Source organism: Flavobacterium noncentrifugens, from assembly GCF_900100375.1.
Lineage (GTDB): Bacteria > Bacteroidota > Bacteroidia > Flavobacteriales > Flavobacteriaceae > Flavobacterium > Flavobacterium noncentrifugens.
The window spans coordinates 298,173-309,983 of the sequence record NZ_FNEZ01000001.1 but is presented as its reverse complement, the minus strand read 5'-3'; the positions used below and the strand labels follow the sequence as shown (position 1 = coordinate 309,983).

The following is an 11,811-nucleotide window of genomic DNA, read 5'->3' as shown; positions in this document are numbered from 1 at the left end:
AAGCCGGTTTTTAAACCAGATTTTTAATTGATTTAACTATTTCAAACCGTCAACAGTAATACTCACCGCGCCGTTCATTTTTACAAACGCAATGATCGCTTTATTCGTTAATTGTATTTTCTGAAACTGAATGTCGTCAATCAATCCGTTCACGAAAACGCCCGGCATCGGAGAATAATTTTTCAGATATTGCATCACATTTTGCTTGCCTTCATCCAAATTCGGCTTGATCGAATACCTACAGCTTTCCTGTATTTTCCGCAACACATATCCCGAAGCCAGCCAGTTTGCCGTGCGCATCAGTTTGCTTTTGGTGTCAATCGCATAATCGAGTTTGTCAAAAAATATTTCCTTCGTCTGGTCATTGTACTGCGGAAATCCGGCCAGGTAAATCGTTCCGTTAATACTTCCAAGCAAGTCCAAAGCGATGATCATTTTGCCGTCTTTATGCCAGATGTTTACATTTTGGACTTTGACTTTTTTGCTATCCGATCCAAATTCCTGTCCGGCGAAATTCTTCGTCATGATCTTTGAAGCGTCTTGATATGTTGAAACCGCAACAATATTCGCAGTAATATCCTGAGGCATTTTTGCAACAGGTTTCAACACGATTTTATTGCGGTCGAATTTGGTTGCAGGCTTTTGCCCGATAAGCGTTTCAATCGTACATTTTAAACCCATTTCAAACGAAATCGTTTCTTTCTGGAGTTTGGATTCGGTCGTGTACAATTCAACAGGAACAATGCGAAGCCAACTCTCATAAGCTTCATTCATCTGGAAAGGCTGGCAGATTTTTTCAAGCGCATCAAGCACATTTGGCTTAAAATCCATCGATTTTGCAATGGCATCGTCTATGCTTTTTTCAATTTTCGATTTGAATAAACGAATTGTCGGATTGATCACATACGTAATTGGAACGGCTTTCCCCATGATGTTGATCGACGGACTTTCATTCCAGTCGAATGATTTGAGTTCGGTGTTGGTATTCAGTTTCCAATTGGTTAAACCCACATCGCTAATCAATGTAATCACGCCGTTTAAATTGAATTCACGCGTATCATACAGTGCGATTCCGAGTTTACTCGTGCCAATTCTATATTTCACATACGCTTTCAACGGAAGCACTGTCTTTATTTTTCCTTTTTCATTCTGTAAAGTAATCGGCGCAAGCTTCCAGATCCTGACTTCATAATCGTCATCGGCAATATTGTTGTCTTCGTAAATCAGTCCGGTCAGCAATTTATTTGTCTGGTTTTCGATGTCTTTGAGTTTGATCGAAATCGGCAAATCAATAAATGAAGTGGTATTTTCATACACTAAAGGCGAAGCGTCATCGGGCTCAGGCTTCAAAGCAGCGATTTTTTGGGTAGAACCACAGCCCGATATTATTGTTAATCCGAATAAAACAAACAACAGGTAGATTTTTTTTTGCATTGCGATTTTTATTGATGGGTAAAATTAATCAAACGACCTATATAATTTCTTTTTTGTGTAACATTTTCCCAAACATGAAGTCTTATGAAGTTATTGTAAGAAATTTTTATTAACATTTTGTTATAATATTTTACTTACAAAATCGTTTAATATTGTGCCAAAACCAACAAACCATGATCGAAATTAAAGACCTTCACAAGTCATACAAAACCGGAAGTTCAGAGCTTCATGTTTTAAAAGGAATTAATTTCAGTGTAAAAGAAGGCGAACTTGTTGCGATCATGGGTTCTTCGGGTTCTGGAAAATCGACTTTGCTCAATATTCTCGGGATTCTCGATGAAGCCGATTCTGGAAGTTATATTTTGGATAATGTTCCGATCAAAAACCTCAATGAAACGGTGGCTTCCAAATACCGAAACCAATTTCTGGGTTTCATTTTCCAGTCTTTCAACTTAATCAATTACAAAAGTGCACTCGACAATGTGGCGCTTCCGTTGTATTATCAAGGCGTAAAGCGCAATGAGCGCAATGAGATCGCGATGTCTTATTTGAAGAAAGTCGGCCTCGAATCGCATTCGCACCATTTGCCAAACGAACTTTCAGGCGGGCAAAAACAAAGGGTTGCGATCGCCCGCGCAATGGCTTCACATCCCAAAGTATTATTGGCCGATGAGCCAACCGGCGCTTTGGACACCAAAACCTCTTATGAAGTCATGGAACTTATCCAGGGCATCAACGACGAAGGAAAAACCATCCTGATCGTAACCCACGAACCTGATATTGCTGCGATGTGCAAAAGAAATGTGGTCCTGAAAGACGGACTCATTATCGATGATAAAATGGTAGAACAAGTAAGGATTTCGGCTTATGTTTAATATCGAGCGCTGGCAGGAAATTTTCGAGGCGATCGCCAAAAACAAGTTGCGGACTTTCCTGACCGGGATTTCTGTCGCATCGGGAATTTTCATTTTAGTGATCTTACTCGGCGTTGGAAAAGGGCTTCAAAACGGGATCGAAAAACAATTTGAACGCGATGCTGCCGGAATTATTGAAGTTTGGAGCGGCGTTACCGGTAAAGAATACAAAGGACTAAATCCGGGAAGGCAGATCCAGTTTCACAACAGCGATTACAATATGTCGGTTCAGAAATTCGGCCCGAAACTCGATAAAAAAGCCTCAACTTATAACTTCTGGAACGGCGCTGTCGCTTATGGCAAAGAAACCGGAAATTACCAATACCGTGGCGCATATCCCGATTACCAGTTCATTGAAAATGCGACGATTACACAAGGGCGTTTCATCAATAACAATGATGTGGCGCATTTTGAGAAAGTAGGCGTCATCGGCGAAAAAATCAGAATGGATTTGTTCAAGGATAAAAATCCGTTAGGCGAAGAAATTACGATTCAGGGTATTCCGTTCAAAGTTGTTGGCGTATTCAGTGATCCGGCTGGAGAACGCGAAGAAACCCGGATTTACCTTCCGATCAGCACGACCCAGAAAGTTTTTGGCGGCGGCGATAAGATCAGCAATTTATTTTATACACTAAAAAAAGTAGACAATTACGACGAAGCATTGGCACAATCTGAAAAATTTACCGAAGATTTAAAACAATTGCTTAGAGGCAAAAATACCATCGCGCCCGATGATGAAAGCGCTCTAGGCGTACACAATTCGGTTGTCGAAGCGAAGCAATTTTATGATTTAAATTTGTACATCAGGCTCTTTTTCTGGTGGGTCGGAATTTGTACCATCATCGCCGGAGTCGTTGGCGTAAGCAACATTATGCTGATCATCGTAAAAGAACGAACCAAGGAAATCGGGATCCGGAAAGCGCTTGGTGCATCGCCGGTTTCCATCATCGCAATGATTCTACACGAATCGATTTTCATTACAACGATTGCCGGGTTTGTCGGGTTGCTGATGAGTTTGCTGTTGCTCGAAATCGCCGGGCCGATGATCAAAAGCGAGTATTTTTTAAATCCGCAGGTTGATTTTGGTGTAGCAATAACGACGCTGATCTTGCTCGTGTTCGCCGGGGCGTTGGCAGGATTTTTCCCAGCATACCGAGCCGCAAAAATAAAACCGATTGTAGCACTAAGAGACGAATAATTATGTTTGACAGGGATAAATGGAATGAAATTATCGAAGCGTTGACGGCAAATGTTTTCCGTACGGTGCTCACGGCTTTTGGTGTCTTCTGGGGTATTTTTATTCTGGTGATCTTGCTTGCAGCCGGAACCGGACTTGAAAACGGCGTCAAAAAAGGATTTGCCGGAATTGCCACAAACACGATGTTCATGTGGACGCAATCCACATCAAAAGCATATAAAGGCCTGCCTCAAAACCGCCAGTTTCACTTTAAGAACAACGATGTCGATGCCTTAAAAAGTAAATTTCCCGACCTGCTTTATGTTTCCCCAAGAAACCAGCTGGGCGGATTTGAAGGTTCGAACAATGTCATCCGCGGCACAAAAACAGGCGCTTACAATATTTATGGTGATTATCCCGAGCTGACTTCACAGGAAGCGATGGACATTACCAAAGGTCGTTTTATCAATTACGGCGATATTAATGGAAAGCGTAAAGTAGCTGTAATCGGGCAAGGTGTGATTGATGAAATGTATCTGAAAGGTGAAGAAGTCATAGGAAGTTACATCAAAGTCAACGGCGTTAATTTTATGATCGTCGGTGTCTATAAATCCAAAGGGAATAATAACGGAAATGCAGAATCGGCACAGAAAAATATTTTCATTCCGTTTTCGACTTTCCAGCAGGCTTTTAATTTTAACGATGTCGTAGGATGGATGGCTATCACAGCTAAAGACGGCGCTTCGATCACCGATTTGAAGCAAGGCATTTTCGATTTCTTAAAAGCACGGCATTCGATAAGTCCCGATGATGAACGCGCGATCGGGAATTTTGATTTGTATGCCGAATTCAGCAAAGTCATGGGCTTGTTCCTGATCTTGAAATTCATCGCTTATTTCGTCGGAACTTTGGTGTTGCTTTCGGGCGTCATCGGAATTTCGAACATTATGCTAATTGTCGTTAAAGAAAGAACCAAGGAAATCGGAATCCGGCGCGCCATTGGCGCTACACCCGCAGCGATCCGTACACAAATTTTAACCGAAGCCATATTTTTAACGATCATTGCCGGAATGGCCGGAATCGCAGTAGCCACAGGTTTGCTCGCCGGAGTCAACGCGATGCTCGATTCGATGCCATCGGAAGACATGATGTTTGCGAATCCGAGCGTCAATCTTGGCGTCGTATTCATTGCGTTAATGATCCTGGTTGGTTCAGGCTTGCTCGCAGGCTTCATTCCGGCACAAATCGCGATCAGCATCAAACCCGTCGACGCACTCAGAACAGAATAAAAAATCATCAATCATAACAAAACCCAACAATGAAAAAAGGAATCACCATAACCGTTTTAATTTTGATCGCAGCCGTCTTTTTTGGCGCGCTGTATTATCTGTACGCCAAAAACCAGCAATCGCCCGTTGTCTTTGAAACCGAAAAACCCGAAACCAAAACGATTGTAAAAACGACCATTGCCACAGGAAATATCGTTCCCGATGAAGAGGTTTTGATCAAGCCTAACATTTCGGGAATTATTGAAGCCGTGTACATCAAAGCCGGTGAAAGCATTAAAGCCGGCGATCCGATTGCGAAAATCCGCGTCGTGGCGAATGTGTCGAGCGTCAGCAGTTCCCAAAATCAGGTGACAGCGGCCAAGATCGCATTGGACAACCAGGAAAAATTATACAAAAGACAAAAAACGCTGTTTGATAAAGGTGTGATTTCTGCGAATGAATACGACGCAGCCGAAGTCGCTTACAGCCAGGCGAAACAAACTTATAACGCTTCAAAACAAGGTTTGGATATTGTGAAAACAGGGACATCTGCACAATTGGGAACGTATGCAAATACACTCATCAAATCGACCGTGACCGGAATGGTGCTCGATGTTCCGGTAAAAGTTGGGAATCAGGTGATTGAAAGCAACAATTTCAACGAAGGAACAACAATTGCCACTTTAGCAGATGTTGGAAAAATGATTTTCGTAGGCAAAGTCGATGAATCGGAAGTTGGAAAGATCAAGGAAAAACTGCCAATCGAAATTACGGTTGGAGCGATCGAAAACAAAAAATTCGAAGCCGTACTTCAATACATTGCCCCAAAAGGAAAAACGGAGAATGGTGCGATCCAGTTCGAAATTAAAGGCGCACTAACAAACCGCGATACGACTTTTATCCGCGCCGGCCTTAGCGCCAATGCTTCGATTATTCTTGACAAAGCCGAAAATGTGCTCGCCATCAAAGAAGGTTTGGTGCAATTTGACGAAAAAACTCAAAAGCCATTTGTAGAAGTCGAAACATCGGCACAAAAATTTGAAAAGCGCGACGTGGTTTTGGGTGTAAGTGACGGTATTTACGTTCAGATCAAAAGCGGCATCAAAGCATCTGACAAGATCAAAGTGTGGAACCAGGGCTCGAAAAAAGACGATGAAAAGCCACAATAAATCGCTGCAAAAGAATTCCAGTTTTTAGAAAAATTTTAAATTTGTGCAGTACCTTTGCTGCGCTTTCATTCAGAGTAGATATGAAAAAAATCAATTATATCGGTTTTATTTTATTGTTGCTGTCGGGGCTTACTTTTCAGGCGCAGGCAAAAAAATGGACCATTCAAGAATGCGTCAACTATGCGCTTGAACATAACATTTCGATCAAGCAAACCGACCTCGATACCAAAGTAGCCAACATTGATAAAAATGCCGCTTTTGGAAGCTTTCTTCCTGCCGTGAATGTGACAGGAAGCCATTCGTGGAATATTGGTTTAAACCAGAACATTACCACCGGGCTTCTGGAAAATGAAACGACCCAGTTTACATCGGCGCAACTCAATGCCAACGTCGATATTTTCAAAGGGCTTCAAAACCAAAACCGTTACAGGCGTGCGAACCTTGCGATTATTTCGGCACAATACCAATTAACGAAAATGCGGGATGATGTTTCGCTGAATGTCGCGAATGCTTTTTTGCAGATTTTGTTCAATAAAGAAAATATTAAGGTTCAGAAAGAACAATTGGCAAACAACGAAAGACAGTTTCAGCGCACGCAGGAATTGGTCAATGCAGGTTCTGTTCCAAGGGGCGATTTGTTGGATATTAAAGCGACTGTTGCCGACAACAAACAGAAAGTGATCTTGGCCGAAAATGCGTTCCTGATCTCTAAATTGAGCCTTGCACAATTGCTGCAGCTTGAGGATTTTCAGAATTTTGATGTTGCCGATGAAGATTATGAAGCCAAACAAAGCGAAGTCATGTTCCAGACTCCGGATGCGATTTATAAAAAAGCACTCGAAGAAAGGGTAGAAGTGAAGCTGGCAAAAGCCAATCTTGAGGTTGCCGAGAAAGATGTGACAATTGCGAAAGGCGCTTATTTGCCAAATTTGATCGGGTTTTACAGTTTCAGTTCGCGTGTCGGTTATGCCGACAGAGTTACCGGACGCATTGCCGATGTGAACAATCCGTATTCGCCAATTGGTGTTGTGGATGGAACTGGACAAGTTGTTTCTGTGCCGAATTATACCAATGTTCTTGGAAGTCCGCTGCCGTTTTTTACACAGTTTAATGACAACAAAGGACATAATTTTGGATTGCAATTGAATGTTCCTATTTTGAATGGCTTTTCTGTCAAGAACAATGTTGAGCGCTCGAAAGTCGCATTGGAACGTTCAAAAATCGCATTGGCGCAAAGCCAGCTTGATCTGGAACGAAATGTTTACCAGGCTTTTACAGATGCAAACGGGGCATTTAATTCATACGAATCAGCAGTCGTAGCTTTGGAAGCACGTGAAAGCGCGTTCAACTATGCGAAGGAAAGATATGCGGTGGGAATGATGAATGCCTTCGATTTCAACCAGGCGCAGAGTTTGTTTTCCAATGCACAATCGGAAGTTTTAAGAACCAAATACGATTATATTTTCAGGACCAAAATCGTCGAATTCTATTTTGGAATTCCGATCACGAAAAAACCATAAACCATGTCTAAAAAGTCTACTTATCTGCTTATTGGCGCTGCCGTTGTCTTAGTTGTTATCTTGCTTGTTCTTTCTAAAACGGGCGTCATCGGCAATAAAGACAAAGGCAAAGAAGTCGAAGTGGCACAGGTAGACCAGATGACCATCATTGAAACGGTTTCTGCAACAGGAAAAATCCAGCCGGAAATTGAAGTGAAAATTTCTTCGGAAGTGTCAGGCGAAATCATCTCATTGCCTGTAAAAGAAGGTCAAGTGGTAAAGAAAGGCGACTTGCTCGTGAAGATCAACCCCGATTTGTATACTTCAGGTTACAACCGAACGCTGGCCGGGCTTTCTGGAACCAAAGCCGGATTGAGCCAGGCAGACGCATCGTTTAAAGAAGCCAAAGCCAATTTTGACCGAAACAAAACATTGTTTGAAAAAGGCATTATTTCAAGATCGGAATGGGATAAGGCTATTTCAGTTTTTGAAAGCGCACAGGCATCTAAACAATCGGCATATTACAATGTGCAAAGCGCTTCTGCAACTGTAAATGAAGCCAAAGACAATCTTGGAAGAACCACAATTTATGCGCCTGCAGACGGAACGATTTCGATGCTGAATGTTGAATTGGGCGAACGTGTTTTAGGAACGCAGCAAATGACCGGAACAGAAATCCTTCGGGTTGCGAACCTTAACAATATGGAAGTTGAAGTCGACGTAAATGAAAATGACATTGTCAAAATAAATGTGGGCGATTCGGCAAATGTTGAGGTTGATGCGTATCTGAAAAAGAAATTTAAAGGAATCGTTACCAGCATTTCAAACTCTGCAAGTACGGCGTTGACTGCTGATCAGGTGACAAATTTTAAAGTAAAAGTCCGGATTTTAAAAGAATCTTACCAGGATCTGACAGCAGGGAAACCGGCTAGTTATTCTCCGTTCAGGCCGGGCATGACCGCGACCGTTGACATCATGACCAAACGCAAGGAAAATGTTGTAGGTGTTCCTATTAGTGCCGTTGTAGTAAAATCGGATACGGCGGCAGTGAAAGATATTAAAGTCGATGATCCAAACTCAGAAGAAAATAAGGTAAAGCCCAAAAGCGACAAAAAATTCGAATGTGTTTTTGTGAAAGTGGGTGACAAATCAAAAATCCGCATCATCAAAACAGGCATTCAGGACGATACGAATATTGAAGTGACCGAAGGCTTGAAAAAAGGCGATGTTGTGATAGTAGGGCCGTATACAACGGTGACAAAAGACCTGAATTCAGGCGATAAGGTAACGGTTGCCGATAAAAATAAACCAGCAAAAAAATGATGGCTTACATTCTCAACATAGAAACGGCGACGAAAAACTGTTCGGTTTCTGTTGCAAAAGACGGAGAAACGATCGTTTGCAGGGAAATGGCTGAGCAAGGGTATTCGCATGCCGAAAAGCTGCACGTTTTTATTGAGGAAGTGCTTCGCGAAGCCGATTTAAAATTTAGAGATTTGGCTGCAATCGCAGTCAGTCAGGGTCCGGGTTCTTATACCGGCTTGCGCATTGGGGTTTCTGCGGCTAAAGGTTTGGCTTTTGCATTGGGCATTCCATTGATTGCAGTCGATACTTTAGCCGTTCTTGCAGCTCAGGCAAAAGTTTCGGATGGTATCATTATTCCAATGATCGATGCCCGGCGAATGGAAGTTTACAGCGCTATATTTGATGTAAATCTTCACAAAATCCGTGAGGTGCAGGCAGAAATCGTTACTGAAAATTCATTTTCAGAACTCAATTCCAAAATATACTTTGTTGGTGATTGCCTTGAAAAATGCAAAACGGTCCTGCTAAAAGAGAATTTCTTTTTTTTGGATGAAATCATTTATCCGTCTGCAAATGAAATGTCGGAACTAAGCGATGTTAGTTACAAAAAAAACGACATGGTTGATGTCGCTTATTTTGAGCCTTATTACCTGAAAGATTTTATGATTGCTACAAAAAGCAATTAATTTGTGGTTAAGAAATCTACGATTTTTATCAGATCGCTTTCATTGTCAAAATCAATTTTGTTTTCTTTCAGATAGCTTTCGAGAGGCTGCTTTTTATCTGGGAACAATTTAACCAATGCTTTTCTTCCATCTGGAAATTCGGTCGTATTTCCGTTGGGCGTTTTTAGAAAATAAGTATCGCCGATTTTGGTATATTTTGCAGGCATGTCCCTTTCCAAAGTTGTTTTTGCAATTTTTTCCCCGGTCAAATTGATGTTTTCTTTTTTGTATAAGACCAAGTTTGGCTTGGTGTATAATTCCATCAAATAGCCATTAACCAAGCTGTTGCTTTTGTCAGTGTACACAACGAGCCTGTATTTTTTGTTGCTGCCTTTAAACGTAATGCTTCCGAAATCCTCAATTCGGTCAAGAATTAAAGTGTCGCCCTTTGGAGCGATAAACTCGAATTCATCTTTATAAACATTATACCTGACATTGGCCGGCGTCTTAATGTTGTCAACAGTTGCTGGAGCGAACATATTTTGGACATAAGGCGAGCCCAAAGGCTTTTTTTGTTGTCTGGTCCCGTTCCAGAATGTGGCGCCAACCATTTTTCCGTCTTGCGCAACGAGGTTAAGGCTAAAAAATAAAAAGCTCAGGCTGATAAAAAATGACTGTTTCATACTATATGCTTGTTTGGTGCAATAATACAATATTTCAATTTATGTTTTAGAAAATTCTTTTACAAAAGGTTGTATTGATATTCCAGCAGCATCAAAAGCAGTTTTGGCATTTTCAAGAATGTCAGAACTCACTTCACCGAAATCCGAAGTTGCCGACCATGCCCGGATCGCAAATTTAATAGAAGAATCGGTTAGTTCGGCAAGGACAACATCAGGTTTTGGATGCTGGAGTACTTTGGGATGGTTGTCAAGAATCGATGTGAGAATCGTTTTGGCATCCTTAATATTCGTGTCGTATGACACCGAAAAAACCAAATCAGTTCTGCGGTTGTGTTGTTGCGAAAAATTGACGATCACACCATTGGATAAAATCCCATTCGGGATAAAAATCGCCTGATTGTTTGAAGTCAGCAATTGCGTCACAAAAATCTGAATGTCAACGACCGTTCCCGAAACATTCTGCGCCTGTATCGTATCACCAAGTTTAAACGGCTTGAACATGATGATCAGCATGCCACCTGCAAAATTTGACAGCGAACCTTGTAATGACAATCCGACAGCCAATCCTGCAGCACCCAAAATCGCAACGAACGACGAGGATTCAATGCCCAATTTAGAAATCACAGCGATGAACAGAATGATGCGCAATCCCCAAAACATAATATCCGAAAGGAATTCGATCAGCGTTGGCTCTACATTCCTGCGTACCATGATTTTCCGTGCAAATGAATTGATAAACCGAATCACCCAAATCCCGATAAAAAGAATTAAAATCGCCGAAATGAGTTTGGGAGAATAATCAATAAGCACTTTAATGGTTGAAGTAGCATATTGGTCTAAATAGTTGATTTCTGTAAGGAGCTTCATTGTAAATAATAAAAAACCTTCCCAAGTTGAGAAGGCTGAATTTGATATGCAAAAATAAGGTATTTTTAAAAATTAATCGGCATCTTCCTCAATTCTATTGGTAATTTGATCGATTTTATCTTCAGCATCTGTAGAACCGTCATTTGTAAAAGCGCTCACTTTTTCTTTGGCTTCTTCGGCGAGATTTTCAGTTGTGTCTGAAACATTTTCTACGGTTTCTTTTGCAGATTCCTTCACTTCTTCAAATTTCTCTTCCGCTTTATCCGAAAGTTCGGCGGCTTTTTCTTTCGCATCATCAACAAAATTATCGGCCTGACTTGAAACTTCTGCTGCTGTTTCTTTTACAGCGTCTGCGGCATCTGCAGCTTTGTCTTCTGTACTATCAGTGAAACTGCTGATTTTTTTCTTCGCGTCATCTACAAAATCTTCTGCTTTGTCAACGTAAGGCGCAGCTGCATCTTTTGCCTGTTCGTATTTTTCTTCCGCAAAGCCACTTGCTTTTTCGGCATATTCAGCTGCTTTGTCTTTCGCATCTTCAAAAGCATCTTTTGCCTTGTCAGCCAATGGCGCTGCGGCATCTTTTGCCTGTTCGTATTTGTCTTCTACAAAATCGCTTGCTTTTTCAGCATAGTCCGAAGCTTTGTCTTTTGCCGATTCATAAGCGTTTTCAGCCTTGTCGCCCCAGGTTTCGGTTTTGTCCTGCGCTTGATTTACGGCTGCGTTTGTGGTTGTTTCGGTATTCTGTTTAGATGATCCGAATAAATTTCTGAAAAAAGATCCCAGTCCCATAATTTCTAAGTATTGGTTATCTATCAAACTTACAAAAAAAA

11 protein-coding genes are annotated in these 11,811 nt (G+C 41.5%); 7 read left to right on the top strand and 4 right to left on the bottom strand.

The window, feature by feature from the left end:
- Nucleotides 1-36: 36 nt before the first annotated feature.
- A complete protein-coding gene (locus tag BLS32_RS01425) occupies nucleotides 37-1,434 on the bottom strand; it encodes a DUF4403 family protein (RefSeq protein ID WP_091391526.1) in 1,398 nt (465 codons plus the stop codon).
- A gap of 173 nt (nucleotides 1,435-1,607) precedes the next feature.
- Between BLS32_RS01425 and BLS32_RS01420 the strand changes: the two genes are divergently transcribed.
- From BLS32_RS01420 to tsaB, 7 genes are all read left to right on the top strand, one after another.
- The gene (locus tag BLS32_RS01420) at nucleotides 1,608-2,309 is read left to right on the top strand and encodes an ABC transporter ATP-binding protein (protein ID WP_091391525.1); all 702 of its coding nucleotides are present in this window, start codon (nucleotides 1,608-1,610) and stop codon (nucleotides 2,307-2,309) included.
- Entirely contained in the window at nucleotides 2,302-3,546 is a 1,245-nt protein-coding gene (locus BLS32_RS01415) for an ABC transporter permease (RefSeq protein WP_091391524.1), read from the top strand. The genes BLS32_RS01420 and BLS32_RS01415 overlap by 8 nt, the downstream gene beginning before the upstream one ends.
- A gap of 2 nt (nucleotides 3,547-3,548) precedes the next feature.
- The gene (locus BLS32_RS01410; RefSeq protein ID WP_091391523.1) at nucleotides 3,549-4,814 is read left to right on the top strand and encodes an ABC transporter permease; all 1,266 of its coding nucleotides are present in this window, start codon (nucleotides 3,549-3,551) and stop codon (nucleotides 4,812-4,814) included.
- Nucleotides 4,815-4,843: 29 nt separating this feature from the next.
- Nucleotides 4,844-5,962: an efflux RND transporter periplasmic adaptor subunit gene (locus BLS32_RS01405; protein WP_091391522.1), complete on the top strand. Its 1,119-nt coding sequence runs from the start codon at nucleotides 4,844-4,846 to the stop codon at nucleotides 5,960-5,962.
- 80 nt (nucleotides 5,963-6,042) lie between these two features.
- Nucleotides 6,043-7,482 (top strand): TolC family protein, encoded by a 1,440-nt coding sequence (locus BLS32_RS01400; protein ID WP_091391521.1) that lies wholly within the window; start codon nucleotides 6,043-6,045, stop codon nucleotides 7,480-7,482.
- A gap of 3 nt (nucleotides 7,483-7,485) precedes the next feature.
- On the top strand, nucleotides 7,486-8,784 hold the full coding sequence (locus BLS32_RS01395) for an efflux RND transporter periplasmic adaptor subunit (protein ID WP_091391520.1): 1,299 nt from the start codon (nucleotides 7,486-7,488) through the stop codon (nucleotides 8,782-8,784).
- Nucleotides 8,784-9,452 carry a tRNA (adenosine(37)-N6)-threonylcarbamoyltransferase complex dimerization subunit type 1 TsaB gene (tsaB, locus tag BLS32_RS01390; protein WP_091392340.1) on the top strand — a complete coding sequence of 223 codons (669 nt, stop codon included), beginning with the start codon at nucleotides 8,784-8,786 and terminating at the stop codon, nucleotides 9,450-9,452. Before BLS32_RS01395 ends, tsaB begins: the two co-directional genes overlap by 1 nt.
- Here tsaB and BLS32_RS01385 read toward each other — a convergent pair.
- The 3 genes from BLS32_RS01385 to BLS32_RS01375 form a co-directional block, all read right to left on the bottom strand.
- Nucleotides 9,449-10,114 carry a hypothetical protein gene (locus tag BLS32_RS01385; RefSeq protein WP_091391519.1) on the bottom strand — a complete coding sequence of 222 codons (666 nt, stop codon included), beginning with the start codon at nucleotides 10,112-10,114 and terminating at the stop codon, nucleotides 9,449-9,451. The two genes, tsaB and BLS32_RS01385, sit on opposite strands and share 4 nt — an antisense overlap.
- Nucleotides 10,115-10,153: 39 nt before the next feature.
- Nucleotides 10,154-10,981, bottom strand: a complete 828-nt coding sequence (locus BLS32_RS01380; RefSeq protein WP_091391518.1) for a mechanosensitive ion channel family protein — start codon at nucleotides 10,979-10,981, stop codon at nucleotides 10,154-10,156.
- Nucleotides 10,982-11,053: 72 nt separating this feature from the next.
- Nucleotides 11,054-11,770: a hypothetical protein gene (locus BLS32_RS01375; RefSeq protein ID WP_091391517.1), complete on the bottom strand. Its 717-nt coding sequence runs from the start codon at nucleotides 11,768-11,770 to the stop codon at nucleotides 11,054-11,056.
- Nucleotides 11,771-11,811: the final 41 nt, after the last annotated feature.

Coding starts and splice junctions, on each gene's coding strand:
- BLS32_RS01425 (WP_091391526.1), bottom strand. CDS start 1,434: ATGCAAAAAAAAATCTACCTGTTGTTTGTTTTATTCGGATTAACAATA.
- BLS32_RS01420 (WP_091391525.1), top strand. CDS start 1,608: ATGATCGAAATTAAAGACCTTCACAAGTCATACAAAACCGGAAGTTCA.
- BLS32_RS01415 (WP_091391524.1), top strand. CDS start 2,302: ATGTTTAATATCGAGCGCTGGCAGGAAATTTTCGAGGCGATCGCCAAA.
- BLS32_RS01410 (WP_091391523.1), top strand. CDS start 3,549: ATGTTTGACAGGGATAAATGGAATGAAATTATCGAAGCGTTGACGGCA.
- BLS32_RS01405 (WP_091391522.1), top strand. CDS start 4,844: ATGAAAAAAGGAATCACCATAACCGTTTTAATTTTGATCGCAGCCGTC.
- BLS32_RS01400 (WP_091391521.1), top strand. CDS start 6,043: ATGAAAAAAATCAATTATATCGGTTTTATTTTATTGTTGCTGTCGGGG.
- BLS32_RS01395 (WP_091391520.1), top strand. CDS start 7,486: ATGTCTAAAAAGTCTACTTATCTGCTTATTGGCGCTGCCGTTGTCTTA.
- tsaB (WP_091392340.1), top strand. CDS start 8,784: ATGGCTTACATTCTCAACATAGAAACGGCGACGAAAAACTGTTCGGTT.
- BLS32_RS01385 (WP_091391519.1), bottom strand. CDS start 10,114: ATGAAACAGTCATTTTTTATCAGCCTGAGCTTTTTATTTTTTAGCCTT.
- BLS32_RS01380 (WP_091391518.1), bottom strand. CDS start 10,981: ATGAAGCTCCTTACAGAAATCAACTATTTAGACCAATATGCTACTTCA.
- BLS32_RS01375 (WP_091391517.1), bottom strand. CDS start 11,770: ATGGGACTGGGATCTTTTTTCAGAAATTTATTCGGATCATCTAAACAG.